Genomic DNA, 24,849 nt, shown 5'->3' with positions numbered 1-24,849 from the left:
GGTCTCCTTTGCTAACGGGGAATGGAGTAAACCACGCACGCGTGGTTTTGTCGCCATGCGATCGAAACCGATTGCGATGTTCCGTGCGCGATCGTCCGTCGGCCGTTTCCACGGGCCGCTTTTCCGTTACAGAGAGCCAATCGGACGGGGTTGGGGACGCAAGTGGACGATACGCAACTGATCGCCAGGCTGGACGTGCTGCGGCAGGACCATCGCGACCTGGACGCCGCGATCGCTGCGCTGGCGATCGTCCCGGTGCCCGACCAGCTCCAGCTCGCACGCTTCAAGAAGCGCAAGCTGCGGCTGCGCGATGAGATTGCGATGCTGGAAGACCAACTGGTCCCCGACATTATTGCTTAACGCGCGACTTCGGGACGCACGGCGCGCGCGTAGGGCATGGTCGCGTCACGCCGCTCGTGTAAATTATCCGTCATGACCCGCACCACGCCTGATTCGCGGCTCGATCGCCGCTTCGTCGATGCGCTCTACACCGACGCGATGTTGCTGGCCGACGAAGTGCGCGCGTATTTCGACGAGGCCGGCCGGGAGGAGCGGGAGTCGCTCGATCCGTTCGCCCGCGTGACGTTTTCGTGCGAGTCGCTGAAGGTGACGACACGGCTGATGCACGTCATCGCATGGCTGATGACGCAACGCGCGGTCGAGGCGGGCGAACTCACCCCGCGGGCCGCCGCCGATCCGTCTCGCCGGCTGGGCGATGCTCCCGCTCATGATGCGGACGTCGCGGCGACGTTGCCGCCGCGGGCAGGGCGCCTGATTGCGGCAAGTGCGGCGCTGCACCGCCGCGCTGCGGCGATGGACCGGACGCTGGCGGGTGACGTGCCGACGGCGGCGTGTGGCGTGCATTCGTTGCAGCGGCGGTTGGCTGCGTCGTTTTAGATCGGCTGACGGCAGTAAGGCGGATTTCGGTGGTGGGTCACCGGTGGAGAGGCCCCACCCCAACGCTCCCCTGAAGGGGAGGGAGTAGAAAGGAGGCATGCCGTTGAGGGGAGAGCGATCCGCATCAATCCCCTGAAGGCGAAAATAAGGAGGGGAACGGGGTCGGGCAGGGGTTCCAGCCGTCAGGCGCCGATGCGCGCCCTTGCGGTGTCGTACTCCGCCTGCATCCGGGCAACGCGCGCTGCGACCGGTTCGACTGCGTCGATGACGCCGATGCCTTGGCCTGACCCCCATATGTCGCGCCACGCCTTGGCCTTGCTGCCTTCGCCGCCGTTGCTCTGGCCGAAGTTCATCGTCTTGTAGTCGCCCTCCGGCAGGGCGTCCGGGTCGAGGCCGGCCGCCTCGATCGAGCCGCGCAGATAGTTGCCGTGAACGCCGGTGAAGAGGCTGGAATAGACGATGTCCTTGGCGCGCCCGTCGACGATACCCTGTTTGTAGGCCGCGTCGGCGTTGGCTTCGTCGGTGGCGATGAAGGCGGAACCGATATAAGCTAGGTCCGCACCCATCGCTTGCGCCGCCAAAACCGCGCCGCCGCTGGCGATCGACCCGGACAGCGCCAACGGTCCGTCGAACCACTGCCGGATTTCCTGGATGAGTGCGAACGGCGATTGGCGGCCGGCATGCCCGCCGGCACCAGCAGCGACCGCGATCAGGCCGTCCGCGCCCTTCGCGACCGCCTTGCGGGCGAAGGTGTCGTCGATGACGTCGTGGAGCGTGATGCCGCCCCAACCGTGAACGGCGGCGTTCAGGTCTTCGCGCGCGCCCAGTGACGTGATGACGATCGGCACCTGCCATTTGGCGCAGGTGATGAGATCGGCCTCCAACCGGTCGTTCGAGCGGTGGACGATCTGGTTCACGGCGAACGGCGCGGCGGGGGCATCGGGATTGGCGCGGTTGTACGCGGAGAGTTCCTCGGTGATCCGGTGCAGCCATTCGTCGAGCATCGCAGAGGGGCGCGCGTTGAGGGCCGGGAACGAGCCGACGATGCCCGCCTTGCACTGCGCGATCACGAGTTCCGGGCCGGAAATCAGGAACAGCGGCGAGCCGATGACCGGCAGGCGGAGGCGATCGAACAGGGCGGGAAGCGTCATGCGGCGAACCTTGGCGGGACGAGACGATGCTGTCCAGCGACCACCCGTTGAAACCCGCTCCGGATGGCGTATGACACGCACCATACACCGAATAGGGGATTCTGTTTCATGAAGCTCGCCGTCGCAGCCCTGCTGTCGCTGTCTGTGTCCGCGCCGGCGCTCGCCGCCGCTACGTCTTCCGGGCAATTGCCACGCAACGTCGTGCCCGTGCTGTACGATATCAGCGTGCGGCCGGATGCCAAGACGCTGACCTTTTCGGGGGCGGAGACGGTGACGGTCGACGTGCGGGAAGCGACCCGCACGATCGTGCTGAACGCCGCCGATCTCGACGTGACCAGCGCGACGTTCGACGGCAAGCCCGCGAAGATCGCAATGGACAAGGACGCGCAGACGCTGACCCTGACGCTGGCGGCACCGGCGACGGTGGGTCGCCACGCGGTGGCGTTCCAGTGGACGGGCAAGATCAGCCAGTCGGCATCGGGCTTCTTCGCGATCGATTACAGCAATGCGGACGGCACGCCGGCGCGCATGCTAGCGACCCAGTTCGAGGCCCCGGACGCGCGCAAGTTCGCACCGATGTGGGATGAGCCGTCGTTCAAGGCGCGGTTCCGCCTGACGACCACCGCGCCCGCGGGGCAGCTGGCCTATTCCAACATGCCCGCCAGCAACGTGGCGAAACAGGCGGACGGGTCGCAACTGTACAAGTTCGGCGAGACGCCGCTGATGTCCAGCTATCTGCTGTTCCTCGGCATGGGCGATGTCGATCGCAAGACGGTGAAGGGCGGGCCGGTCGAGATCGGCGTCATCACCCGCAAGGGGGTGGTCGATCAGGGCGATTACGCGCTGGGCGCGGCGAAGCGGCTGCTCGCCTATTACAACGACTATTTCGGCCAGCCCTATCCGCTGCCGAAGATGGACATGATCGCTGGTCCGGGGTCCAGCCAGTTTTTCGGCGCGATGGAGAATTGGGGGGCGATCTTCTATTTCGAGCCGACCCTGTTGTTCGACGCGGCCCGCACCGCGGAGAGCGGTCGTCAGCAGGTCCATAGCGTCGTTGCGCACGAAATGGCGCACCAGTGGTTCGGCGATCTCGTCACGATGGGCTGGTGGGACGACCTGTGGCTGAACGAGGGCTTCGCGAGCTGGATGGAGGGCAAGGCCACCAGCGTTCTGAACCCGACGTGGAAGGCCGATGCGGTCGCCGTCGCCTATGAGCGCGAGGGCGCGATGCAGCTCGACGCGACGGCGGCGACCCACCCGATCATCCGCCACGTCCAGACCGTCGACGAGATCGGTCAGGCGTTCGACGGCATCACCTACTCCAAGGGCCAGGCCGTCATCGGCATGATGGAGTCGACGCTGGGCGAGGTGAAGTTCCGTGACGGCATCCGCCGTTACATGGCGAAATACAAATACGGCAACACCGTTACCGATCAGCTCTGGACCGAGTTGTCGGCCGCGGCGGGCCGGGACGTGACGAAGATCGCGCACGACTTCACGTTGCAGGGCGGCGTGCCGCTGGTGACGATGGCCGGCGCGCGCTGCGCCGGGGGCGTGACGACGGTGTCGCTGTCGCAGGGGCGCTATGGCCTCGACGCGCCGTCGAAGACCGCGCAGACGTGGCACGTACCGCTGGTCGTCGCGACGGTCGGCGGCGGCAGCACCAGCGCCGTCGTATCGGGCGCACAGGTGACGCCGGTGAAGGTCAAGGGTTGCGGCACCGTGGTGCTCAACCGCGGCAAGGGCAGCTACACGCGCGTCCTGTACGACGAGGCCGGGCATTCCGCGATCGTGCGCGACTATGCGAAGCTGACGCTGGAGGACCGGGTCGGCACGCTCGGCGACGATTTTGGACTGGCGCTCGGTGGCTATCAGGACCTGACCCGCTATTTCGCGGTGCAGGACCGGGTGAATGCCGGCTCCGATCCGCTGGAATGGTCGGTCGTGGCGTCGAAGCTGGGCACGCTGACCGGTCTGTTCGACCAGACTCCGCTGGAGCAGCCGCTGCGTACCAAAACCAACGCGATGCTGTCGCCGGTGCTGGCGCGGATCGGTTTCGAGGCGCGGTCGGGCGAGGAGCCGCTGGCGAACAACCTGCGCGAGACGCTGGTCGGGCGGTTGGGCTCCAATGGCGATCCGATGGTCGTCGCCCGCGCCCGCAGCTATGTCGCGCAGCTTGCGACGAACCCGACGGCGATCCCGGCATCGATCCGCCAGCCCATCCTGTCGACCTATGCCATCAACGCCACGTCGGCGGAGTGGGATCAGTTGCTGAAGCTGATGCAGGCGGAGCGGTCGCCGGTGGTGAAGAACCGCTACGTCTCGTTGCTGGGTGCGGCGCGCGATCCGGCGATCGGTCAGCGCGCGCTGGACCTGATCAAGACGGACGCGCTGACGCCGCCGCAGAAGGCTAGCCTGTTGCGGTCGGTCGCGGGCCGTCACCCCGATCTGGCATTCGACTGGGCGATCGCGAACCGCGAACTGGTCGACACCTTCGTCGAGCAGAGCCAACGCGGCGGCTATGTCGCCGGGCTGGGTGGCGGATCGAACGATCCGGCGATGCCGGGCAAGATCCAGGCCTATGCCGACAAGTATCTGCCGGAGCCGGCGCGCAAGCCGGCGCAGCAGACGATCCAGCTGATCGGCGTGCGCAAGGCGGCGGCCGAGAAGTTACGTCCGGGTACGCAGGCTTGGCTGGGTTTGTAAGAGCTTAGTTATTCGATGCGCCGAGGAGGGGAGTAGCGGGATGCCGCTACTCCCCTTTGTCGTATCCGTGGTATGACTCGGTCGGGGGAGACAAGGTCATGGACAGGATTACGGCCAGTGTCGGCACCGGCAGCGCGAACCTTGCAGACGACGTAGCGCTGGTCCGGCGGTTGCTACGCCGGCACGCCCGCTGGGTGCAGCCGCTGTCGCCCCCTCCGGAGCAGGGCCCGTTCGACGCGGAGCTGGACCGTGCGATCCGTGCGTTTCAGGCGAACGGTGCGGCGCTTGCCAAGCCGGACGGCGTGATTTCGCCGAGTGGCTATACGTTCAAGGCGCTGGACAAGGCGGTCATCGCGGGACCGCGGCACCGGGTGTTCACGCCCTTCTGCTGGGCGCATATCGATGACGGGCTGACCGCGCAGGATTACGAGGCGGCGGCCAAGACGCTGGGGGCGGATGCCGCTGCGATCCGGGCGGTGGCGGACACCGAAACGAAATCGTCGAGTTGGGACAATGTCGGGCGGCCCACGATCTTGTTCGAACGACATTATTTCTCACGCCTCACCCAAGGTGCGTTCGACCGCAGCCATACGGATATCTCGGCGAAATCGGCGGGCGGCTACGGCAAGTTCGCTGCGCAGTATCCGAAGCTGATCCGGGCGGCGATGCTGGACGAGGATGCCGCGCTGCGGTCGGCATCCTGGGGCAAGTTCCAGATCATGGGCGACAATTTCAAGGCGTGCGGATTTACGAACGTCGCATCGTTCGTCGATGCCATGCTGGAGGGGGAACGTCGCCACCTTGCAGCGTTCGTGTCCTTCATCGGGGCGGACGGGCGCCTGAAGACGGCGCTTCAAAAGCGCGAATGGGCAACGTTCGCTAGGATCTACAATGGACCCAAATACGCCGACAATGCGTATGATACGAAGATGGCCGATGCTTATGCCGCGTTGACGAAGCGATGAGGGTGGTCATTTTGATGGCCGTCTGTGGACTGATGTCGGACGCGACGTCGCTTGTCGCAGCCGTGTCGCGCGGGCGCGCCGTCCACCCGGCCGTAACGCTGAAACTGCGAGGTTTGCCGCCGCTGGTCGTGCGGTCGATCCGGTATGAGCCGCCGCCGGGTCAGTCCCCCTTCAACTCCCCCTACCGCTGCCGCGTCACCCTGACCACGCCGGGGCGTGGGGCGGTGACGGTGGAGACGATCGGGATCGGCAATACCGAAACGGTGTCCTGCGATGGGCTGGCCGCGGTCGGCGTCGTGCCGGGACCGATGCCGCGCATCGGGTTCGTCTATGACACATCGTCCCCGAACGCCTCCGGGCGCACGCCCGTCGTGGTGGCGTTGGACCGGCGATCGGGCCGGTGGACCGTCGACGACGCGCTGTCGCTCGGGCTGGTCGACCGGATGGGAACGATGACCATCCCCGCGATGCGCCGGGCGCTGGCGACACGCTGACCGATCTACGCGGCGGCGGCGACCGGCGTGGCGATGAAGGTCAGCAGCGCGTCGAGCGGGAGAGGCCGGCTGATGTGATAGCCCTGGATCATGTCGCAGCCGGCGGCGCGCAGGAATTCCAGGCATTCGGCGTCCTCCACCCCCTCCGCCACGACCTTCAGACCGAGATCGTGGGCCAAGTCGATCGTGGAGCGGACCAGCACCGCGTCGTTGCGGTTCTGATGCGCGAATTGCACGAAGCTGCGATCGATCTTGAGTTCGTTGAGCGGCAGTTGTCGTAGGTAGGTGAGGGTCGACTGGCCAGTGCCGTAGTCATCCATCGACACGGCAATGCCCAGTTCTCGGTAGCGCCGCAGCGCCGCGACCGCCTTGTCGGGATCGGACATCGCCGCCGATTCGGTGACCTCGAAGATCAGCAGTGACGTCGGGATCGCGGATCGCTCCAGCAGCCGTTCGATCGCCGCGTTGAAGGCGGGTGCCGAGAGCAGCTTGGCGGAGATGTTGATCGCGGCGGCGAGATCGGGGCCCAGCCCGCGCCAGTTCGCGATGTCGGTCAGGACTCGCTCCACGACATACAGCGTCAGCGGCGCGATTCGATCGGTCTGCTCGGCGAGGGGGATGAACAGGTCGGGGCCGACGAAGCCGCGTTCGGGATGACGCCAGCGCACCAGCGCCTCGACGCTGGTGGGACGACCCTGCGCGAGCGACAATTTGGGCTGGTAGAAAACCTCGATCTGACCGGCGGCGAGGGCGTCATCGAGTTCGCCCATCAGCGACACCTGCCGCTCGATCTGGTCGAGATTGGTGGCGGCGCGACGCCAGAACACACCCTCGCGCTGGGCGGCGTCGGCGGCGAGCATGCCGTCGGCGACCTGCCGCTCGACCTCGCCGACCTCCGCCAGCCCGATCGCCACGCCGACGTCGATCCGCCGCCCGCCCACCTCGACCGGTTGCAGCAGGATCGAGCGCAAACCCTGAAGCTGCCCCTCCGGCTCGGCTCCATCGGCTATGACGAAGCCGAGATGGTGGCGGTCGAGGCGGTAGACGGTGGCGTTCGCGCTCATCAGGCGCAGTCGCTCCGCGGTGCGGACGACGGCGTCGGCGAGCGACTGGCGGTCGAGGACGGCGGCAAGGCTGTCGATGTTGACCAGCCGCGCGACGACGAACGCCCCGTCCGTGGTGACGGGCAGCGCGTGGCGATTGGGCAGCCCGGTCGCCTCGTCGGTGGTGCGCTGAGCCTGGAAGCGGCCGGCGACGTGCCGCACCGCCGCGCCGAGCGTGGCGACCAGCAGGATCGCGAGTGCCCCCGCCAGGGGATACAGCGTGCTGAAACCGTGCTGCGCGATTAGGACCGCAGTGATGATGACGGTACCGGCCGCGATGCCACCACCGAGAACGGCGCGCATCGACCGGAGGGCGAGCACCCAGGTCGCCAGCAACAGCGCGAGCAGCGTGGGGGTCAGACCATCGCCGACCGCCGGTACGCCGGCCAGAAGCGTCTCTGCCGCCAAAGCCTGAACCACGACGCCGGGCAGGACGCCCCAGACGGGGACCGCATACCGATCGCCCATCTCGATCGCGGTCGCGCCGATCAGGACGTTGCGGCCGCGTACGGCGGCGGCATCGAACCGGCCACGCTCGACCGCGACGAAGCTGAGGCGCGGGATCGTGTCGGGATCGATCGCCATGTCGATTGGGAAGGTCCGGTCGGCAGTCCCCGGCCGGCCGGCGATATAAGCCGAGAGCGAGGGGCGGGGGACGCCGGCGGTCATCGTCGCCAGCGGCATCGCGCGGACGACGCCATCGCTGTCGGGGGCGATGCTGACGGAGGCGAGGGCGACATGCTGACGCAGGGCAGGAATCGGCAGCGCATCGATGGTCCGCGTGCTGCCCGCGCCGGCCTGTTGTCCAAAGGTCGGGAGCGTCACCAGCCCGTCGGCGCGCGCGAGAGCCGCCGCGAAGGCCGTGTCGCCGGCGGTGTCCGAACCGGACGAGAAATCGACGTCGAACACGACCGAGGCGGCGCCCGCCCGGCGCATGGCATCGACGACGCGGGCATAATGGGCGCGGGACCAGGGGTAACGCTGAATCGCTGCTACACTGGCGGCGTCCATTTCCACGATCGCGACTCCGCCGCTGGCGCTGCGGGTCGCCGCCTCGAAGCGGAGCGTGTCGAGCATATGGTCGGCGGTATCGCCCAGGCGGGTCGCACCGACCCCGACTCCGATCGCCAGCGCAATGCCGAGGATCGCCCATGAGGAGGCGCGGGCCCGCCGAAACAACGCAAAAGGTGAGCGAGCGAACATGGGCGAGTCGATCAGAAGCTGCGCGACAGACGGAACGACAGGCGCGGGCGGCGATTGCGCGTGTCAAACCGGTCGGCGTTCAAGGGTACCGCCACCTCGATCATCCCGTCGAGGCGCGCGAACAGGCCTGCGCGGATGCCCGCGCCGCTCGACACGAGCGACCCGCCGCCGACACCGTTGCGCCAGTTACCGACGGTGCCGCCATCGACGAACGCATAAAGCTGCGCCCGCTCGACGACGCCCGGCGCGATCCGGCCAAGGTCGCCGCGGACTTCTGCCGAGCCGAGGATACCGTTGTCGCCGGTACGTTCCGCATAATCATAGGCGCGACCGAAGGATGGGCCACCCGCACCGATTTCTGCCGTGGCGAGCAGGGGGCGGGAGGCTAGCTGACCAGAGGAGGCGAGAACGAGGCTGATCGGGCCGGACAGCGTATGCGTCCAGTCGATCGTGTAACCGATCGTTGCGAACCGCGCGTCACCGTCGCGCCGGGAGATCCGCGCATCCCCCTCGTGACTGACACCCGATAGCGGCAGTCCGCCGACTACCGATGCCTCTGCACGCAGCACGCCGCCGCCGACGCGAGCCGCACCGTTGAGCGAGCCGGTCAGCGTCGCCAGCCGGTCGTCGCGCAGCAGCACGCCTGCCAGCGTCTGCCGGATCTGGATCGCCCTGAACTCCAGCGTGCTCCACAGGCTGCGTGCGCGGCTGCGGATCAGGGGGCGAGCATAGGCGGCGGAAAGGTCGACGCTTTTGCCGACGACATCCAGGCGGGCGAGCGAGGCACCGGGATTGGAACGACCATAGGAGCCGGATACCGACAGAATCGATCCGTCATTCGCCACGGGGGCGGCGTAGCGGGCGCGCAGGAAGGCGAATTCCGACGGGTTCAACGGCGTTTGCGCCGCGATCAGCGACAACTCGTCTCCCGGACCGGCCAATCCGCGCAGGCTGGCGAGCATCGTCGACCGGATCGGGCCGACCTCGCGACTGCCGCGATTGTCGACCTGGACATAGGCGCTGGCGCGATCCTGCGCGATTGTGACGAGCAGGATGCCGAAGCCGTCCTGGCGCGTGTAGCGGTTGCTCTTCACCGTCACGCCGGCGATGTCGCTGACCAGCAGGATCGCGCGTTCGAGTTCGGACCGCCGCACGCCACGCCCCGTGACCAGCGCCCGCGTCAGTAGCCGATCGGCGACCGGATTGATCGCACCGATCACGCGCACCGCATCGACACGGCCATCGTCCAGCGTGACTCGCAGGATGCCGCTGCGCATCGCCTGTGGCTCGATCGAGGCGCTGGCGAACGGATAGCCGCTGCGGCGCGCCACGCCGGCAACCGCGCCGGCGAGCCGGGCGAGTTCGTCGCGGCCGAGCTGGCGACCGACATAGTCGGTGAGGACGGCGGCGAACGCCGACGAGGGAAGTTGCGTGCGGCCCGTCACCGTGATCGCGGCGACGACACCCGTGGCACCGGCCAAATTCTCGACAACGGCGGCGGGTGCTTCCACCGCCGGGTCCGCGGTCAGCGTCTCGCCAGGCTTGGTCGCTTGCGGTAGTGCCTGTTCGGTGATGCTGGGATCGGCGCGGTCCAGCCGGACCTGAGCGTCTGCCCAGTGGGACCCCAGCGTGCCTCCGGCACCGATGAGCAGGGTGGCAAGAAATCGTCGAAGGCGCGGCATCGGGTCGTCCAGCTGTGTGGAGCCCGACCTAGCCTCTGAAGCCTTTGCAAAAGGTTATCTCCCGCAACTTGGACCTAACGCTGCGTTAACTCCGTCTCGCAACGCGACCGACACCTTGGCCGCGCGAGAGGGGGCATGGGTGACTGTCCGATGACAGCCACCGGGAGACGGTGATGCACAAACGAGTCCTGGCCCTGCTGGCCATCAGTTGTTCCACGGCGGCGCTGGCGGGACCCGGCGGCTGGACGATCAGCGAGATGTCGGGGCCGGTTCAGGTCTCGCGCGCCGGTATCGGCAAGATCGCGACGCGTGGTCTGGCGGTGACCCCGGGCGACACCGTGACGACGGGTAAGGGCGGGCGCGTCGTGCTGATCCGCGGCACCGAATATATGATGGTCTCCCCGTCGTCCCAGCTTCGCCTGCCCGAAGTCGAGCCGGCCACCGGCGTGACGCGGGTATGGGAGGATTTCGGCAACATCGTCTTCATGATCAAGAAGAAGATGACGCCGCATTTCGAGGTGAAGACGCCGTACCTCGCCGCCGTCGTGAAGGGCACGACCTTCTCCGTCGGTGTCGACGCGAAGGGCGCGTCCGTGCAGGTGCTGGAAGGTGCGGTCGATGTCGCCACCGCGGATGGCCGCGCGCACGACCTGATCCTGCCGGGCGCGGTCGCGCTGGTCGGAGCGGGTGATCGCGCGCGCATGCAGGTGGAGAGCAACGGGGTGACGCGAGTCGTCGAGGCTCCGGGCGCGGCGGGCGAGTCTCCGACGGTCCCAGCGGTCGCTGCGCCGGATGCCGCAGCGACCGCTCCTCCCGAAGCTGCCGAGCCGGTGGCGGTGACGACGGCGGTGTACGAAGCACCCGTCTCACTGGCGGATACGACGGGTGGTCTGGTCGCCGGCACGATCGGCGGCGGCATCGCCGCGGCCGTGGCCGACGTGGCGAGCGCCACGCGGGTTGCGACCGAAGCCTCGACCGCGGCCGTCAAAACCGTCGAGGTGGCGGCGGTTATGATGGAGGCGAAAACGTCGCAGGATCAGGCGGTGACCACCGCCGGTCAGTCGGACGCCGCCGCCGCGGCAGCAGCACAGGCGAAAGCGGACGCGGATCGGATCGCGCAGGAGACCGCCGCTGCCGCTGCGGCCCGTGTTCAAGCCGATCAGGCTGCGCGGCAATCGGCCGAGGATGCCGCGAAGGCTGCCGCGAGCGCGGCGGCGGCTGCCGAAGCGGCCGAGGCGGAGCGGCTCGCGAGAGCGGCGGCGCAGGTGGAGGCGCAGGCCGCCGCCGCCGCCGCCGCGCAAGCTGCCGCGCAGGCTGCACAGATGATGACCGACAGTTCGGCGCAGGATGCCGCGCGGTCGGCGTCCGAAGCCGCGGCGCAGGCGTCCGAGGCGGCGCAGCGTGCGGCGGACGCAGCCGCCGCGGCGGAAGCGCAGCGCGCCGCTCAGGAAGCGAACCAGGTCGCCGCGCAGGCGATGGCGGACCAGGCTGCCCGCGACGCTGCCAAGGCCGCGCAGGATGCAGCGGCGGCAGTGGGTGATCCTGTCGCTCAGGCTGCGGCGGCGCAGGCGGCGGCGGTCGCGGCGCGCGCGGCCGAGGACGCGACGCGCGCCAGCGCGGCGGCGGCCGCCGCGGCAGCCGACAAGTCGACGAAGGACGCGGCCAAGGCGGCGGCGGATGCGGCGGCCCAGCTTGGCAAGGATGCCGAACGGGCGGCGCGCGATGCCGCCGACAAGGCTGCCAAGGACGCGGCCAGGGCTGCGGACAAGGCGGCAAAGGACGCCGACAAGGCTGCCAGGGATGCCGCCAAGGCGTCCGAGGATGCGATGAAGGCGGACGCCGACAAGGTCGCCCGCGATGCGGCCAAGGATGCTGCCGACAAGGCTGCCGACAAGGCCGCCAAGGACGCGGCGAAAGCCGCGGACGCCGCGTCCGACAAGGCCAACAGGGAGGCCGAGAAGGCGGCCAAGGATGCTCAGGCGGCCGCCGACAAGGCCGCGGGCGATGCCGCGAAGGCGCAGGACAAGGCCGCGAAGGACGCTGCCAAGGCGGCCGAGGATGCTGCGAAGGCAGCCGACAAGGCGAAGGGCAGCGGGCCGACGCCGTCGCTGCTCGATCCGCTGGGCATTATCGCGGGCAAGCTCAACGACCTGCTGAAGGGCAAGAAGGACTGATCGGCTTGCGCGGACCGGGGCGGGGCGGCATCAGGACGGGATGACGTTCCCGCCGTTCCGAACCGGTCGCGATGCGGCGTGACGCGCAGGCGCGCCGCGACGCCCTGATCGCGGCGGCGTCCGACTGTTTCCGTGCCAAGGGCTACCTCGTTCCGCTGGAGGAGGTCGCCGCGCTGGCGGGGGTCGGGCGCGGGACATTGTACCGCAACTTCAAGGACCGCGTCGCGCTGCTGATCGCGGTGTTCCATGCCGAACTCGATCGTATCGCCGCGGGGCTGGACGTCTCCGTCCCACTCGATCGCACGATGATGGCGATGGCGCTGGCCGGCGTTCAGGCGAGCGCGCTGTTCGACCGGCTGGCGGCCGATCTGCCGATGGAGGGCGAGACCCGCATCGCGCTGGAAGCCCTTGCCTTGCGGCTGGAGGGTATCCTGTCGCCGTTCGTGGATCGTGGGCACGCGGACGGTAGCCTCGATCCCCGCGTCACCGCGCGTCAGGCGATGCTGGCGCTGCGCATGCTGGGCGGTTTGTTGCTGCCGCAGCATTCGCGCGAGGCTGCCGAGGCGATGGTGGCGGAGGCGATGCCGGTGCTGCTCCACGGCCTGCGGCCAAGAGGCTAGCCTGAGCGACGATCAGGACGCCGGCGGTACCGTCCAGCCCAGCCCCAGCGCGTTCTGAACCGCGACGTAGCTGTTGGTCAGTCGCGCGGTCGCCTGCGCCACGGCGATCTCCGCCGACAGACGCTGCCGCTCGATGTCCAGTTGATCGATCGTCGTGCTGGTACCGGCCCGCACTCGCTGATCGTTGAGCGCGACAGCGCGGGCGGCGGATTGTTGGGCGCGGATCAGGCTGGCGAGTTGCAGGCGCAGGTTGCCGAAGCGCGACAGCGAGGTCTCCGCATCCTGAAGCGCGGTGAGGACCGCCTGTTTGTACTTCGCCTCCGCCTGATCGCGCTGCGCCTCCGACACGCGGGTCGCGGCGGCGGCGCGCCCGAAGTCGAGGAAGGACCAGCTGAGCGACGGTGCGGCGAGCGCGGTGAGGTTGCCGAGATCGAAGATGTCGCCGGGACTGGTGCCGCCGAGCCCGAGCAGGCCGAGGAAGCGGATGCCGGGCAGTTGCTTGGCGCGGTTGACGCCGATGGCGGCGGTACTCGCCGCAAGTTGCCGCTCCGCCGAGCGCACGTCGGGGCGGTTGGCGATCAGGCTGGCGGGGTCGCCGATCGGAACGTTCGCAGGGGGCAGCGGCACCGGCACGACGGTGCCGAGCGTCGCGTCGAGCGCACCCGGGGTACGGCCGGTCAGGACCGCCAGCTGGTTGAGATATTCGTCGCGCTGGGAGCCGAGCGGGACCGCCTGCGCCTGCGTATTCGAGAGCGCGGTCTGGAGCCGCTCCACATCGAGCGCGGAGGCGGTGCCGGCGGCATAACGCTGCCGCGTCAGCGCGACCTGTCGCTCCTGCAACGCGGTCGAGCGGGCGTTGAGACGGATGCGCGCCTGCACGTCCCGGAGCGAGACGTAGCCCTGCGCAACCTGAGCGGCGAGGCTGACCTGCGCGTCGGCGAGGTCGGCGAAGCGCGCCTCGATCGTGCGTTCCGACTGTTCGACGCCGCGGCGCGCACCGCCGAACAGGTCGACCTCCCACGAGGCGTTGAGGCCGGCATTGTAGAAGGCGAGGCTGGTCGAACCACCGCTGCCACCGCCACTTTCGTCGCCGCCGAGGTCGACGCCCGGCACTTCGGCCCGGAGATAGGTGCCGTTGGCGCTGACGCCGGGAAGCTGCGCGCTGCGCCGTTGCGTCAATTGCGCGCGCGCCTCGCGGATGCGGGCCTGCGCCTGATCGATCGTCGGGCTGCGCGCCAACGCGTCGTCGACCAGCGCCGTCAGCGTCGTGTCGCCGAGGGCCTCCCACCAGCGCGCCGGACCGGGGGCGGGGGTAAGCGCTGCATCGCTCGCGCGCACGAAAGTGCCGCGAGTCGCGGCGTCGGACGCGACACTCGGCGGGCCGGCGTAGTTCGGTCCGACCGTGCAGGCGGAGAGCGAGGCGAGCAACAGGATCAGGGCGGCGCGTGTCGTCATCAGTGCATCGCCGCGGGCGCGGCGTCCTTCGGGAGCGGGCGGAGGAACAGGACGAGGGGCAGGACGACGAGCGTTCCCATGCCCATGATCCAGAAGATGTCGTTGTACGTCATGACCAGCGCCTGCCCCTGGATCTGCTGCCCGATCAGTCGCATCGCGGTCGGCGTGCCGCCGAGTTGCTGCGACAGCCCCGCGACATAGTCCTGCACCAAGGGGGAATTGGCGTTCAGCGTCTCCTCCAGCCGGCGCGAGTGGAACCACATACGCTGGTCCTGCAAGATGGAGATGCCGGCCAGCGCAAAGCTGCCCCCGAGATTGCGGACGGCGTTGAACAGGCCCGACGCGTCGCCGGCATCCTCGGGTGGGACCGAGCGCACCACTGCCTGACTGAGGAACAGCATGCCGAGGATCTGGCCGACACCGCGCAGCAGCTGCGAGACGGTGAAGTCGGGCCCGGACGACGCCAGCGACAGGTTCGAGTCGAGCAGCGCCGATCCGCCCATGATGAATAGGCCGGCGGCCACCGCTAGCCGGATATCCACGCGCTTCAGCAGGATCGGGACGATCGCCATCATCACCAGACTGGGAAGGCCGGACAGCAGCACCACCTTGCCCGATTGCAGCGCATTGTAATTGGCGATCGCCGACAGGAATTGGGGGATCGCGTAGGAGGTGCCGTAGAGCACCATCCCGAGCACGATGCCCATCAATGCGACCGATCCGAATTGGCGGTCGAGCAGCAGCTTGAGCTTGATGATCGGTCTTCGCGCGGTGAGCTGCCCCCAGAACAACAGGGCGAAACCGGTGACGGAGACGAACGCCATCCAGCGGATGAGTTCGGACGAGAACCATTGTTCGCGCTGGCCGTCCTCCAGAAACACGGTCAGCCCGCCAAGACCGAGCGCAAGGCCGGCGATGCCAAACCAGTCCGCCTCCCCGATCAGGTCCAGCCGCAATTTGTCATGCGGCAGTCCGACGAGCAGCAGTACGACGAGGATCGCGCAGATCGGCACGTTGAGGAAGAAGGCGTAGTGCCAGCTGACATTCTCCGTCAGCCAGCCGCCGATCAGTGGCCCGAGCACCGGCCCCATGATCGCGGTGACGCCGAACAGGGCGATGCCGATCGGCTGTTGCGACCGGGGCAGGCGTTGGGCGATGATCGTCTGCGCGGTCGGGATCATCGCGCCGCCGGTGAACCCCTGACCGACGCGACCGATGATCATCATCGGCAGCGATGTGGAAATGCCGCACAGCACCGAAAAGGCCGTGAACAGCCCCGCCGCGATCAGCAGGAAGGTACGAAGCCCCAACAGCCTGGTCAGCCATGCCGACATCGGGATGATGACGATCTCCGCCACCAGATAGGCGGTAGCGATCCACGTCCCCTCCGTACCGCTCGCGCCGATTTCACCCTGGATGGTCGGCAGCGACGAGTTGACGATCGAAATGTCGAGCGTCGCCATCAGCGCGCCGATCGTTCCCGCCGCCACCGCCAGCCATGCGGCGGCGTCGGCTTTTTCCGGCTGGCTTCTTGCGGGCTGACGGTCGAGGGCGACGCTGGCCATGATCAGCGCGCCTGCCGGTCCTGCAACTGCTTCTGCTGGTCGCGGATGCGGTCGAGATCGCCCTTGGCCGAGATCGTGTCGACGGTAACCGTGACCGACAGGCCCGGCACGAGCAGGCGGCGGGCGTCCGCCGTCGCTTCCAGCGCGATGCGGACCGGCACGCGCTGCGTAATCTTGGTGAAGTTGCCCGTCGCGTTCTCGGGTGGGAGCAGCGAGAACTGCGCACCGGTGCCCGGCGACTGGCTGACGACGCGGCCGTGGAGTTCGACGCCGTCGAGAGCGTCGACCTTGATCGTCGCAGGTTGACCGACGCGCATCAGGGCCAATTGCGTCTCCTTGAAGTTCGCGACGATGTAGAGCTTGTCGAGCGGGACGAGCGACATCAGCCGGGTTCCCGCTTGCGCATATTGGCCGACGGTTACGGTCTTGTCGCCGACGCGGCCGGCGATCGGCGCGCGCAGCAGCGTCGCCTGAACGTCGACGTTGGCGGCCTCTCTCTGGGCCTGCGCGGCGCGGCCCTGCGCCTCGCCCTGGCGAACCTGCGACGTGAAGCTGGCGATGCGGCGTTGCTGGGTCAGCAGCCCCGCCGCCTGCGCGCGGGCCTCCTGGGCGGAGCGGGTGGCGGTGGCACGAAGCTGGGCGAGCTTTTCCCGGGTTTCCGCGCCGGACGCGGCGAGGGGCGTGTAGCGCGCCACTTCGGAGGCATCGAACGCCGCCTGCGCCCGTGCGGCGGCCAGCTGCGCACGGGTTTGTTCGATCGTGGCATATTGCTCGCGAATCTGGGCGCGGGCGCTGTCCGCTTGCGCTTGGGCGACGGCGACCTGCGCGTCGGCCTGCGCCATCTGGGCACGGTAGTCGCGTGGATCGATGCGGACGAGCGGCTGACCGGCGGCGACATCCTGATTGTCCGTGACCAGCACTTCCGCGACATAGCCGGCCGTCTTGGGAGAGACGGTGACGGCGTCGGCGCGGATCGTCGCGTCGTTGGTTTCCTGAAGATACTGGCCGTGCGCCCGGTAATCGATGAACCACAGGATGCCGGCGACGATCAGCCCGAGCACGACGATCAGCAGGATCGCCTTTGCCCGGCCACTGAGCTTGCGCTTGGCCGGCGGGGCTGTGTCCGCGCCGGGCTCTGCATCGTGCCGGCCATGATCGTCGTGCTGGGCCGAGGCGGGGTCGGCGGAATCGTCCTGGGTCATGATGCGCTCGGCTGAAAGGGCTTGGTGTCGCCCATAAACGGACATCGTGTCCGGTTCAACCATCGGGCGGTGGGGTAGGGGCGGCTGCCTACGCGACGGCTGGAAACTTGGCACTAAAGGGAGTTACTGTCTGGCCGATGACCCAGACGACCCGCTCGCGACCTTCAAACCCCCGGCAAACCGCAGTAGCATCGGCCCGGCTCGAGGCGGCGCAACGGTTCCTGACAACAGGCGACGTCCGCGGTGCCCATTCGACACTGACCGACATACTTCAGGACGATGCCGGCAACGTGCCGGCGCTGTTGATGATGGCGCGGATCGGCGTTCAGGCCGGGCAGGACGCGTCGGCGTGCAAACTTCTGATCGCCGCGGCGGAACAGGCGCCCGATCGCCACGACATCTGGTCCGCCTTGGTCGAGGTGCTCGATCGGCTCGCCATAGCCGATGCGCAGGCGATCGTCGCGGTGCGACGCAGCGCGCGGCCCGACGTCGCCGCGTATCGCACGATCTCGGTGCACCTGATGGAGCAGGGTGGCGATCATGTGGGCGCGCGCGACGGGTTGCAGGCGATCGTCGATGCCGATCCGGACGACGCGAAAGCGCTGCTGGCGCTGGGCAACGCGCAGCGGACGCTGGGCGACACCGATGCGGCGATCGGCAGCTATCGCCGTGCGATCTCTACCGGCAGGGAAGTCGGGCGGGGGTCTTGGGCGCTGTCCGACATCAAGATGTTTCGCTTCACCGAAGACGAGGTCGTGGCGATGGAAGGCTGGCTGGCGCGAGACGACCTGTCGGCGGCGGACCGCACGCCGCTCTCGTTCGCCTTGGCGCGGGCGCGCGAGATTGCGGGCGATCACGCCGCGGCGTTCGCGCAATATCAGGCCGCGAACCATGACAAACGCGCCGAACAGCCGCATGACGCTCGCGCGATCGACGCGGAGATCGAAGCGACGCGTCGCTCTCTGACGCCCGCGTTCTTCGAGCGCAGCGCCGCCGCCGGATGCGCCGAGCCGGGCCCGATCTTCATCGTTGGCCTGCCGCGGTCCGGCTCCACGTTGGTGGAGCAAATCCTCGCCAGTCACTCCGCGATCGAGGCGACGCGCGAACTCGGCGACCTGGAGGCGATCGTCCGGCACATCGCGCTGTCGCCGCAAGGCAGGGGCATATCGTATCAGCAGACGCTCGCAGCGACCGACGCCAAGGGACTCGAAGCGCTGGGACGCGAATATCTGCGCCGCACGCGAAGCCATCGCCGGACGGGGCGGCGCTTGTTCATCGACAAGGCCCCCGCGAACTTCCGCCATGTCGGCCTCATTAAGACGATCCTGCCGCACGCGAAGATCATCGACATGCGCCGCGACGCGCTGGGTGGTGGATTGTCTATCTATAAACAGCTCTTCTCGCGCGGGTTCACCTTCGCGAATTCACTGAAGGATATCGCAGCCTACCGGCGCGGCTATGTGCGGATGATGACGCTCTGGGACGATCTGCTGCCGGGCGCCGTCCACCCGGTCGAATTGCAGGATCTGGTGACCGATACGGAGACGACGGTGCGCCGCCTGCTCGATTATCTCGGCCTGCCGTTCGAGCCGGCGTGCCTCGACTTCCATCGCACCGAGCGGGCGATCCGGACGCCCAGCGCCGAACAGGTGCGCCAGCCGATCAGCGTGGCGGCGCTGGAGTCGTGGCGGCCCTACGAACGCTGGCTGGGGCCGCTCGCCGAGTGACCTAGTGCCGGGTCGCGAACCAGATCACGTGGGTCGGTCCCTTGCCATTGTCGCGCGCCTTGGTGCGGACCTCGTCGACCTCGAATCCGGCCTGCGACAGCCGCCGCGCGAAGGCGGCGTCGGGCGCGGCGGACCAGATGGCGAGGATGCCGCCCGGCCGCAGCGCCATGCGGGCGCGGGTAAGTCCGCGGGCCGTGTAGAGCCCGTCGTTCGCTGGCCGGGTCAGCCCGTCGGGGCCGTTATCGACATCGAGCAGGATCGCATCGAAGCGATCGTCCGGCGCATCGAGCACCGCGCCGACATCGGTCAGGCGGAGATCGACACGAGGATCGTCGAGGCAGCCATCGGTCAGCGCCGCCATTGGTCCGCGGGCCCATTCGACGATACCGGGCACCAGCTCGGCCACCACGACTCTGGTATCGGCTTTCAGCAGCCCCAGCACTGCCCTGAGCGTGAACCCCATGCCATAGCCGCCGATCAGCAGCCGCGGGGCAGGGCGGTCGCCCAGACGCTGGCACGTCATCGTGCCCAGCGCGATCTCCGACCCGTTCATCCGCGTGCTCATCAGCTCGTTGCGCTCGAGCACGATCATGAAGTCGCCACCGCGGCGGAACAGCCGGAGCGGCGGACCGCCCGGCACCTCCGCCACGCCCAGCAACTCGCGTGGGGTCAACGCTTGCGGGCCTTACGCGCGGCATAGCGCGCATCGCGAGCGGCCTTCAGCTCGGCCTCGGTGGGGAGCAGCCGCGCCGGGTTCTTGGCGGCGGCGGCTTCGGCCTCCGCGGCAGCCTTGGCGGCGGCAGCGGCTTCGCGTTCCGCCTTGGCGGCGGCGATCGCGGCGGCCTTGGCGGCCCGCTTCTCGGCCTCCGCAGCCTCCTTCGCAGCCTGCTTGGCCGCACGCTCGGCAACGACCTCGGGGTCAAGCGCGGGTTTCGCTCGCAGTTGCTCCAGCGCGCGCTGCCTGGCGTCGCGCGCGGCGGCGTTACGCTCGTTGAAATCGGGGGCCTTGAAGCCTGCCATGTAGGGTTCCGCTGTTGCGGGCGTGATCGCCCAAGGTGATGATAGTCGGGGAAGCCACAAACCAAAAGGGCCTCGCGTCACCGCGAAGCCCCTGGAAAATCTGGTGGACGCACTTGGGCTCGAACCAAGGACCCGCTGATTAAGAGTCAGCTGCTCTACCAACTGAGCTATGCGTCCGTACCGTTCATCGGGTGGCTGAGTGTGCCGCCCCGCGTCGGGAAGCGCGCTGTTAGCAGCGTGGGCGAGGGGCGCAACCCCCTTTTTGCGTTTGCGCCAAATCTCACCAACGCGGGCGGCGGCGATTCTGGCGATCGATCGACATCAGGATGCCGAGGCTGAGCAGCACCGTCAGCTGCGCCGAGCTGCCGAAGCTTACCAGCGGCAGGGGAATGCCGACGACGGGGGCGAGGCCCATCACCATCATGAGGTTGATGGCGACGTAGAAGAAGATCGTCGTCGCCAGCCCGGCGGCAGCCAGCCGGGCGAAGCGCCCCTCCGCGGCCTGTGCGACGTCAATGCCCCAGCGGATGACCAGCAGGAAGGCGAGGATCAGCAGGCAGCCACCTACCAAACCCCACTCCTCCGCCATCGTCGCGAAGACGAAATCCGTATGACCTTCAGGGAGATAGTCGAGGTGGCTCTGAGTTCCGTTGAGGAATCCCTTGCCCCAGATACCGCCCGACCCGATCGCGATCTTCGACTGGCTGATGTGATAGCCGGTCCCAAGCGGATCGCTTTCCGGATCGAGGAAGATCAGGATGCGATTGCGCTGGTAATCGTGCAGGACGAAATTGATCGCCAGCGGGATCGCCACCGCCGCGGCGAGGGCGCCGCCGACGAACAGGCGGAGCGGGATGCCGGCGAGGAACATCACCGTCGCACCGCCCGCGCAGATCATCAGGCCGGTGCCGAGATCGGGCTGCTTCATGACGAACGCGGCGGGCAGGCCGATCAGCAGCGCTGCGGGCCAGATCGCGGAGAAGCGGCGGGTTTCGCCCGCGGGCAGCATGTCGTAGAATTTGGCGCAGGCGAGGACGATCGCCGGCTTCATGAACTCCGACGGTTGCAGGCGGATGAAACCCAGATCCAGCCAGCGCTGGCTGCCGCCCTTGATCGCGCCGAGCAGTTCGACCAGCACCAGCGCGATCAGGATCAGTGCATAGGCGGGCAACGCGCCAGCCTTCCACGCGCGCTCCGGCACGCGCGAGATCGCGACGGCGCCGGCGAGCAGGACGAAGAACCGCAACCCTTGTGACTTGGCCCAGGGGCTGAACGAGCCACCGGCGGCCGAGTACAGCACGACCTGTCCGAACACGCCGATCGCGATCACCAGCAGGATGACCTTCCAGGGCAGGCGGGCGAGGCCCTCCGGGACGGTGCGGCCGCTCATTCGTCGCGCTCCGTGCCTTCGGTGGAGCCTTCCTCGGCGACCGTGTTGGTCGCGAGCGCAGCCTGGGTCTGGTTGGCGAGGTCGGTCGCGCGCTCCACCGCGGGCGCGTCGCTGGGGACGACCGCGTCGGTCTTGGTCGCGGCGGCGGCGGGAGGCGGGTTGCGGGCGGCGCGGTACGCCGCCTCGGTCGCCGCCATGCGCGTGGCGATGTCGCCACCCCACGTCGGTTCGACCTCGGCGAGGCTGGCGAGCGCGCGCTCGCGATCGAGCAGATAAGTCATGATGTCGCGGCCGATCAGCGGCGTATCCAGGTTGCGCACGGTGTGGCCGTTATGTTCGAGCACCACGCCAGCGGCATAGCGCGGATTGTCGGCGGGCGCGAAGCAGACGAACAGCGCGTGGTCGCGCAGCTTGAACGGAAGTTGTCCGTTCTTGAGCACGCCCGACCGGCGCTCGGCCATCGTAATGCGCCGGACCTGCGCAGTACCCGTCTTGGCAGCGATCTGGACGCCGGGGATCAGCAGCCGTGCCGCGCCGCCGGTGCCGCCGCCATTGACGACGCCCCACATCGCTTCCCGCACCAGTTGCAGATGTTCCGACTGGTACGGCAGGGCGGGCGCGTCGCGGTGGACCCGATCGGCGAGGATGCTCGGCTGGAGCGCGCGACCGGACGCGAGGCGCGCTGCCATCACCGCGAGCTGGAGGGGGTTCGCGAGGACGTAGCCTTGGCCAATCGACGCGTTTAGCGAGTCCGCGACGCGCCATTCGTCCTTGTATTTTCGTAGCTTCCACGCCGAATCGGGCACGGTGCCGAAGCGTTGCGTGGTGAAGGGCAGTTCGAATTTTTCCCCCAGCCCGACGGTGCGCGCGACCGGGGCAATCCGGTCGTAGCCGAGCCGCCGGACCATCTCGTAGAAGTAGATGTCGCAGGACTGGGCGACCGCGCCCTTCATGTCGAGCGGGCCATGGCCGCCGCGCTTGTGGCAGTGAAATACGCCCGTGCCGACGCGCATCGCGCCGGTGCAATTGATCCGCTGATCGGCGGCCACCCCGGCATCGAGCAGCGCCAGCGCGTTCATCGGCTTCACGGTCGATCCAGGTGGATAGAGGCCCTGCGTGACCTTGTTCATCAGGGGAACGTGGTCATCTTCCGACAGCATCTGCCATTCCAAATGGCTGATCCCGTCCGAGAAGCTGTTGGGATCATAAGCGGGCACCGACACCATGCACAGCATCTCGCCCGTGCGGCAATCGATCACCACCGCAGAGCCGGAATTGGTGCCGAGTCGACGTGCGGCATATTCCTGAAGCCCGGCGTCTATTGTCAGCTTGGCGGTCTTGCCGGGTACGTCGGGCTTGGTCGCGAGTTCGGCAACCAGTTTGCCGCGGGCCGTGACTTCCACCCGCTTCGCACCGGGCTTGCCGCGCAGGCGACTTTCCAAAGCCTTTTCAAGGCCGTCCTTACCGAGTTTAAAGCCCGGCGTCACGAGCAAGCCGTCTCGCGTAGCCTTGAACTGTTCGGCGTTGGGTACGCCGACATAGCCGGTCAGATGCGCCACGGCGGCACCCGCCGGATAGTGGCGGGCGAAGGCACGGCTGGGCTGGACGCCGGGCAGTTCGGGCAGACGCACGCTGACGGCCGCGAATCGATCCCAGTCCAGCCGCTCGGCGACCTGCACGGGCTGGAACCCCGCGGCGCGATCGAGATCGATCCTCACGCGGGCCATGTCCTCCGGCGTCAGGCGGAGCAGCTGCTGGAGCAGCACCAGCACGCGGTCCTCGTCGCGCAGTCGGTCGGGAATGATGTCGACGCGGAAGTCGGTGCGGTTGTTGGCGATCGGCACGCCGTTGCGATCGACGATCCAGCCGCGGCGAGGCGGAATCAGGGTCGAGTCGACGCGGTTCTTTTCCGACAGGATGCTGTAATGTTCGTTCTGGGCGACGGAGAGCCAGGCCATCCGTCCCGCCAGCATCACGCCGACGCCGGCCTGCGCAGCGCCGAGCAGCCAAGCGCGACGCGAAAAGCTGTAGGACTGCATCGCTTCGGTGACGATCTTCGGGTTGCGCCTCATGCGGTGTCCCCGGTCGGCAGGCCGGAGTTCATGCCGCGTTTGCGATCGATCCACGCCACCAGCCGCGCGGCGACCGGGAACAGCAGGATCGTCGCGACGCCCTGCGCTGCCATCGCGCCGTCGACCTGCGCGCCCATCGGCACCGCCAGGATGCGCCCGCCGGCGAGGCACAGAATAATCGCCGCCGACGCGATCAGCCAGTCCTGCCAGAAGTCACGATAGACCAGTCGTCGCTCGATCAGGTCGACGCCGAGGAAGACGAGCGACCAAAGCAGCACCGCCGACCCCAGCGGCTGTCCGCTGAGCAGGTCGTCGAACGCGCCGAGCGGCGCCGCGGCCCACGGACGCAAGGCGAACCGCGCCAGCAGCCGCCACGTGACGAGCATCAGCAGCCCCAGTGGCGGCAGGATCGGGAAGGTCGCGATCACCGGCACCGCCGTCGTCAGCGATCCGGCCATCACCGTCATCCACGGCAGGGCACGCGCGCGCCCCGGTGCCAGCGGTGGCGCGAAGGGGTTGTACTCGATCGTGCTCAAGGCGCGGCGGCCGGTGTGGGCGGCGGAGGTGGCAACGGCACGAACACACGACTGACGAGGGCGAAGTCGAAGCTGTCGGGTTGCGCGAAGGTGCGGGCGATGACGGTGTCGGACCCGCCCTTGACGACGCGCGCGACGGGGATGCCGGGTGCGTAGAGCCCGCCGGTGCCGCTGGTCACGAACAGGTCGCCGGGGGAGAAGCGCACGTTGGTGGCGTTGACGGAGCGCAGATCGACCGCGCCGTCGCCGCGCCCGGCGACGATCGCGGGCAGGCCGTCGCGCGTGCGGCGAACGGGGACGATGCTGTCGGGGTCGGACAGCAGCAGCACGCGGGCGGCGTTGAGCCCCGTCTCCGTGATGCGACCGATCAGCCCCTCCGGCCCACGCACCGGCATGCCCGGCAGAACACCGTTCAACCGCCCGGCGTTCAGCAGCGCGAACCGCCGCCCGCTGGACGCGGAGGAACTGACGAGCCGGCTGGTGACGACGACCTGTTCGTCGCGATCGCGCAGGGCGAGCAGCGTCCGCAGCCGGCGGTTGTCATAGGCGATGACGCGGGCGCGAGACAGCAGTGGCCGGGTGACCGCCAGCTCGCGCTTCATCGCGGCATTCTCCTGATGGGCGAAGATCCAGCCGTTGATCGTCTCCGGGACCACCGCAAGACCGCGGCCGATCGCCGACAGCCCGGAGGACACCGGCGCGGTCACGCCCGCCGCGGCCATGCGCATGCCGGCGAACAGTGGCGGGTCGAAGCGGCTGGCGACCAGCAACACGCCACCCACCACCGCTCCGGCCACGGCCAGAACGTAGCCGATGAACATGCTGTATTGCCGCCGCCTTGAAAATCCGGCCCTGCGGTCGTGGACGGGCGCCATGCGCCGGCCTCC

20 protein-coding genes and 1 tRNA gene are annotated in these 24,849 nt (G+C 68.4%); 8 read left to right on the top strand and 13 right to left on the bottom strand.

Going from position 1 to position 24,849, the window contains the following annotated elements:
- Window positions 1-162: 162 nt before the first annotated feature.
- Window positions 163-360 (top strand): YdcH family protein, encoded by a 198-nt coding sequence (locus tag ILT43_RS02575; RefSeq protein WP_211534347.1) that lies wholly within the window; start codon window positions 163-165, stop codon window positions 358-360.
- 72 nt (window positions 361-432) lie between these two features.
- Window positions 433-897, top strand: coding sequence for a DUF1465 family protein (locus ILT43_RS02570; RefSeq protein WP_204193924.1), 465 nt, complete (start codon window positions 433-435; stop codon window positions 895-897).
- Between the two features lie 182 nt (window positions 898-1,079).
- Here ILT43_RS02570 and ILT43_RS02565 read toward each other — a convergent pair whose 3' ends face one another.
- Window positions 1,080-2,048: an NAD(P)H-dependent flavin oxidoreductase gene (locus tag ILT43_RS02565; protein ID WP_204193922.1), complete on the bottom strand. Its 969-nt coding sequence runs from the start codon at window positions 2,046-2,048 to the stop codon at window positions 1,080-1,082.
- A gap of 108 nt (window positions 2,049-2,156) precedes the next feature.
- Here ILT43_RS02565 and ILT43_RS02560 point away from each other — a divergent pair, with 108 nt between their 5' ends.
- The 3 genes from ILT43_RS02560 to ILT43_RS02550 all read left to right on the top strand — a co-directional run bounded on the left by ILT43_RS02560 (window position 2,157) and on the right by ILT43_RS02550 (window position 6,213).
- Window positions 2,157-4,754, top strand: coding sequence for a M1 family metallopeptidase (locus ILT43_RS02560; protein ID WP_204193920.1), 2,598 nt, complete (start codon window positions 2,157-2,159; stop codon window positions 4,752-4,754).
- 98 nt (window positions 4,755-4,852) lie between these two features.
- Window positions 4,853-5,719, top strand: coding sequence for an N-acetylmuramidase family protein (locus ILT43_RS02555; RefSeq protein ID WP_204193918.1), 867 nt, complete (start codon window positions 4,853-4,855; stop codon window positions 5,717-5,719).
- Window positions 5,716-6,213 (top strand): hypothetical protein, encoded by a 498-nt coding sequence (locus ILT43_RS02550; RefSeq protein ID WP_204193916.1) that lies wholly within the window; start codon window positions 5,716-5,718, stop codon window positions 6,211-6,213. Before ILT43_RS02555 ends, ILT43_RS02550 begins: the two co-directional genes overlap by 4 nt.
- A 5-nt stretch (window positions 6,214-6,218) precedes the next feature.
- Here ILT43_RS02550 and ILT43_RS02545 read toward each other — a convergent pair whose 3' ends face one another.
- Together ILT43_RS02545 and ILT43_RS02540 are read right to left on the bottom strand one after the other, a co-directional pair.
- Window positions 6,219-8,519, bottom strand: a complete 2,301-nt coding sequence (locus tag ILT43_RS02545; protein WP_204193914.1) for a putative bifunctional diguanylate cyclase/phosphodiesterase — start codon at window positions 8,517-8,519, stop codon at window positions 6,219-6,221.
- Between the two features lie 11 nt (window positions 8,520-8,530).
- The gene (locus ILT43_RS02540; RefSeq protein WP_204193913.1) at window positions 8,531-10,201 is read right to left on the bottom strand and encodes a ShlB/FhaC/HecB family hemolysin secretion/activation protein; all 1,671 of its coding nucleotides are present in this window, start codon (window positions 10,199-10,201) and stop codon (window positions 8,531-8,533) included.
- Between the two features lie 173 nt (window positions 10,202-10,374).
- Here ILT43_RS02540 and ILT43_RS02535 point away from each other — a divergent pair, with 173 nt between their 5' ends.
- Together ILT43_RS02535 and ILT43_RS02530 are read left to right on the top strand one after the other, a co-directional pair.
- Complete coding sequence (locus ILT43_RS02535; RefSeq protein WP_204193911.1) at window positions 10,375-12,375, top strand: FecR domain-containing protein; 2,001 nt, start codon at window positions 10,375-10,377, stop codon at window positions 12,373-12,375.
- 71 nt (window positions 12,376-12,446) lie between these two features.
- Window positions 12,447-12,995: a TetR/AcrR family transcriptional regulator gene (locus ILT43_RS02530; protein WP_204193910.1), complete on the top strand. Its 549-nt coding sequence runs from the start codon at window positions 12,447-12,449 to the stop codon at window positions 12,993-12,995.
- A gap of 12 nt (window positions 12,996-13,007) precedes the next feature.
- Here ILT43_RS02530 and ILT43_RS02525 read toward each other — a convergent pair whose 3' ends face one another.
- The 3 genes from ILT43_RS02525 to ILT43_RS02515 are packed head-to-tail and all read right to left on the bottom strand — an operon-like array spanning window position 13,008 to window position 17,217.
- On the bottom strand, window positions 13,008-14,450 hold the full coding sequence (locus ILT43_RS02525; RefSeq protein WP_204193908.1) for an efflux transporter outer membrane subunit: 1,443 nt from the start codon (window positions 14,448-14,450) through the stop codon (window positions 13,008-13,010).
- Window positions 14,450-16,015 (bottom strand): MDR family MFS transporter, encoded by a 1,566-nt coding sequence (locus tag ILT43_RS02520; RefSeq protein ID WP_204193906.1) that lies wholly within the window; start codon window positions 16,013-16,015, stop codon window positions 14,450-14,452. The genes ILT43_RS02525 and ILT43_RS02520 overlap by 1 nt, the downstream gene beginning before the upstream one ends.
- A 2-nt stretch (window positions 16,016-16,017) precedes the next feature.
- Window positions 16,018-17,217 (bottom strand): HlyD family secretion protein, encoded by a 1,200-nt coding sequence (locus ILT43_RS02515; RefSeq protein ID WP_204193904.1) that lies wholly within the window; start codon window positions 17,215-17,217, stop codon window positions 16,018-16,020.
- 137 nt (window positions 17,218-17,354) lie between these two features.
- Between ILT43_RS02515 and ILT43_RS02510 the strand changes: the two genes are divergently transcribed.
- Window positions 17,355-18,944, top strand: a complete 1,590-nt coding sequence (locus ILT43_RS02510) for a tetratricopeptide repeat-containing sulfotransferase family protein (protein WP_204193902.1) — start codon at window positions 17,355-17,357, stop codon at window positions 18,942-18,944.
- A gap of 1 nt (window position 18,945) precedes the next feature.
- Here the strand turns inward: ILT43_RS02510 and ILT43_RS02505 are convergent, their stop codons facing one another.
- From ILT43_RS02505 to ILT43_RS02475, 7 genes are all read right to left on the bottom strand, one after another.
- Entirely contained in the window at window positions 18,946-19,617 is a 672-nt protein-coding gene (locus ILT43_RS02505; RefSeq protein ID WP_239473854.1) for a spermidine synthase, read from the bottom strand.
- Window positions 19,614-19,964: a DUF6481 family protein gene (locus ILT43_RS02500; protein ID WP_204193900.1), complete on the bottom strand. Its 351-nt coding sequence runs from the start codon at window positions 19,962-19,964 to the stop codon at window positions 19,614-19,616. Before ILT43_RS02500 ends, ILT43_RS02505 begins: the two co-directional genes overlap by 4 nt.
- Before the next feature lie 101 nt (window positions 19,965-20,065).
- A tRNA-Lys gene (locus ILT43_RS02495) sits at window positions 20,066-20,141 on the bottom strand.
- Between the two features lie 103 nt (window positions 20,142-20,244).
- Window positions 20,245-21,354: a rod shape-determining protein RodA gene (rodA, locus tag ILT43_RS02490; protein WP_204193899.1), complete on the bottom strand. Its 1,110-nt coding sequence runs from the start codon at window positions 21,352-21,354 to the stop codon at window positions 20,245-20,247.
- Window positions 21,351-23,426 carry a penicillin-binding protein 2 gene (gene mrdA / locus ILT43_RS02485; protein WP_204193897.1) on the bottom strand — a complete coding sequence of 692 codons (2,076 nt, stop codon included), beginning with the start codon at window positions 23,424-23,426 and terminating at the stop codon, window positions 21,351-21,353. The genes rodA and mrdA overlap by 4 nt, the downstream gene beginning before the upstream one ends.
- Entirely contained in the window at window positions 23,423-23,962 is a 540-nt protein-coding gene (gene mreD, locus ILT43_RS02480; protein WP_204193895.1) for a rod shape-determining protein MreD, read from the bottom strand. Before mreD ends, mrdA begins: the two co-directional genes overlap by 4 nt.
- Window positions 23,959-24,837 carry a rod shape-determining protein MreC gene (locus ILT43_RS02475; RefSeq protein WP_204193893.1) on the bottom strand — a complete coding sequence of 293 codons (879 nt, stop codon included), beginning with the start codon at window positions 24,835-24,837 and terminating at the stop codon, window positions 23,959-23,961. The genes mreD and ILT43_RS02475 overlap by 4 nt, the downstream gene beginning before the upstream one ends.
- Window positions 24,838-24,849 lie beyond the last annotated feature (12 nt).

This window comes from Sphingomonas longa (assembly GCF_016892685.1).
GTDB lineage: Bacteria > Pseudomonadota > Alphaproteobacteria > Sphingomonadales > Sphingomonadaceae > Sphingomonas > Sphingomonas longa.
The sequence above is the reverse complement of the archived record's forward strand: the minus strand, read 5'-3'. Positions and strand labels throughout refer to the sequence as shown.

Bases quoted from the DNA above. Each gene is read 5' to 3' on its own strand.
- ILT43_RS02570 (WP_204193924.1), top strand. From the start codon at position 433: ATGACCCGCACCACGCCTGATTCGCGGCTCGATCGCCGCTTCGTCGAT.
- ILT43_RS02565 (WP_204193922.1), bottom strand. From the start codon at position 2,048: ATGACGCTTCCCGCCCTGTTCGATCGCCTCCGCCTGCCGGTCATCGGC.
- ILT43_RS02560 (WP_204193920.1), top strand. From the start codon at position 2,157: ATGAAGCTCGCCGTCGCAGCCCTGCTGTCGCTGTCTGTGTCCGCGCCG.
- ILT43_RS02555 (WP_204193918.1), top strand. From the start codon at position 4,853: ATGGACAGGATTACGGCCAGTGTCGGCACCGGCAGCGCGAACCTTGCA.
- ILT43_RS02550 (WP_204193916.1), top strand. From the start codon at position 5,716: ATGAGGGTGGTCATTTTGATGGCCGTCTGTGGACTGATGTCGGACGCG.
- ILT43_RS02545 (WP_204193914.1), bottom strand. From the start codon at position 8,519: ATGTTCGCTCGCTCACCTTTTGCGTTGTTTCGGCGGGCCCGCGCCTCC.
- ILT43_RS02540 (WP_204193913.1), bottom strand. From the start codon at position 10,201: ATGCCGCGCCTTCGACGATTTCTTGCCACCCTGCTCATCGGTGCCGGA.
- ILT43_RS02535 (WP_204193911.1), top strand. From the start codon at position 10,375: ATGCACAAACGAGTCCTGGCCCTGCTGGCCATCAGTTGTTCCACGGCG.
- ILT43_RS02530 (WP_204193910.1), top strand. From the start codon at position 12,447: ATGCGGCGTGACGCGCAGGCGCGCCGCGACGCCCTGATCGCGGCGGCG.
- ILT43_RS02525 (WP_204193908.1), bottom strand. From the start codon at position 14,450: ATGACGACACGCGCCGCCCTGATCCTGTTGCTCGCCTCGCTCTCCGCC.
- ILT43_RS02520 (WP_204193906.1), bottom strand. From the start codon at position 16,015: ATGGCCAGCGTCGCCCTCGACCGTCAGCCCGCAAGAAGCCAGCCGGAA.
- ILT43_RS02515 (WP_204193904.1), bottom strand. From the start codon at position 17,217: ATGACCCAGGACGATTCCGCCGACCCCGCCTCGGCCCAGCACGACGAT.
- ILT43_RS02510 (WP_204193902.1), top strand. From the start codon at position 17,355: ATGACCCAGACGACCCGCTCGCGACCTTCAAACCCCCGGCAAACCGCA.
- ILT43_RS02500 (WP_204193900.1), bottom strand. From the start codon at position 19,964: ATGGCAGGCTTCAAGGCCCCCGATTTCAACGAGCGTAACGCCGCCGCG.
- rodA (WP_204193899.1), bottom strand. From the start codon at position 21,354: ATGAGCGGCCGCACCGTCCCGGAGGGCCTCGCCCGCCTGCCCTGGAAG.
- mrdA (WP_204193897.1), bottom strand. From the start codon at position 23,426: ATGAGGCGCAACCCGAAGATCGTCACCGAAGCGATGCAGTCCTACAGC.
- ILT43_RS02475 (WP_204193893.1), bottom strand. From the start codon at position 24,837: ATGGCGCCCGTCCACGACCGCAGGGCCGGATTTTCAAGGCGGCGGCAA.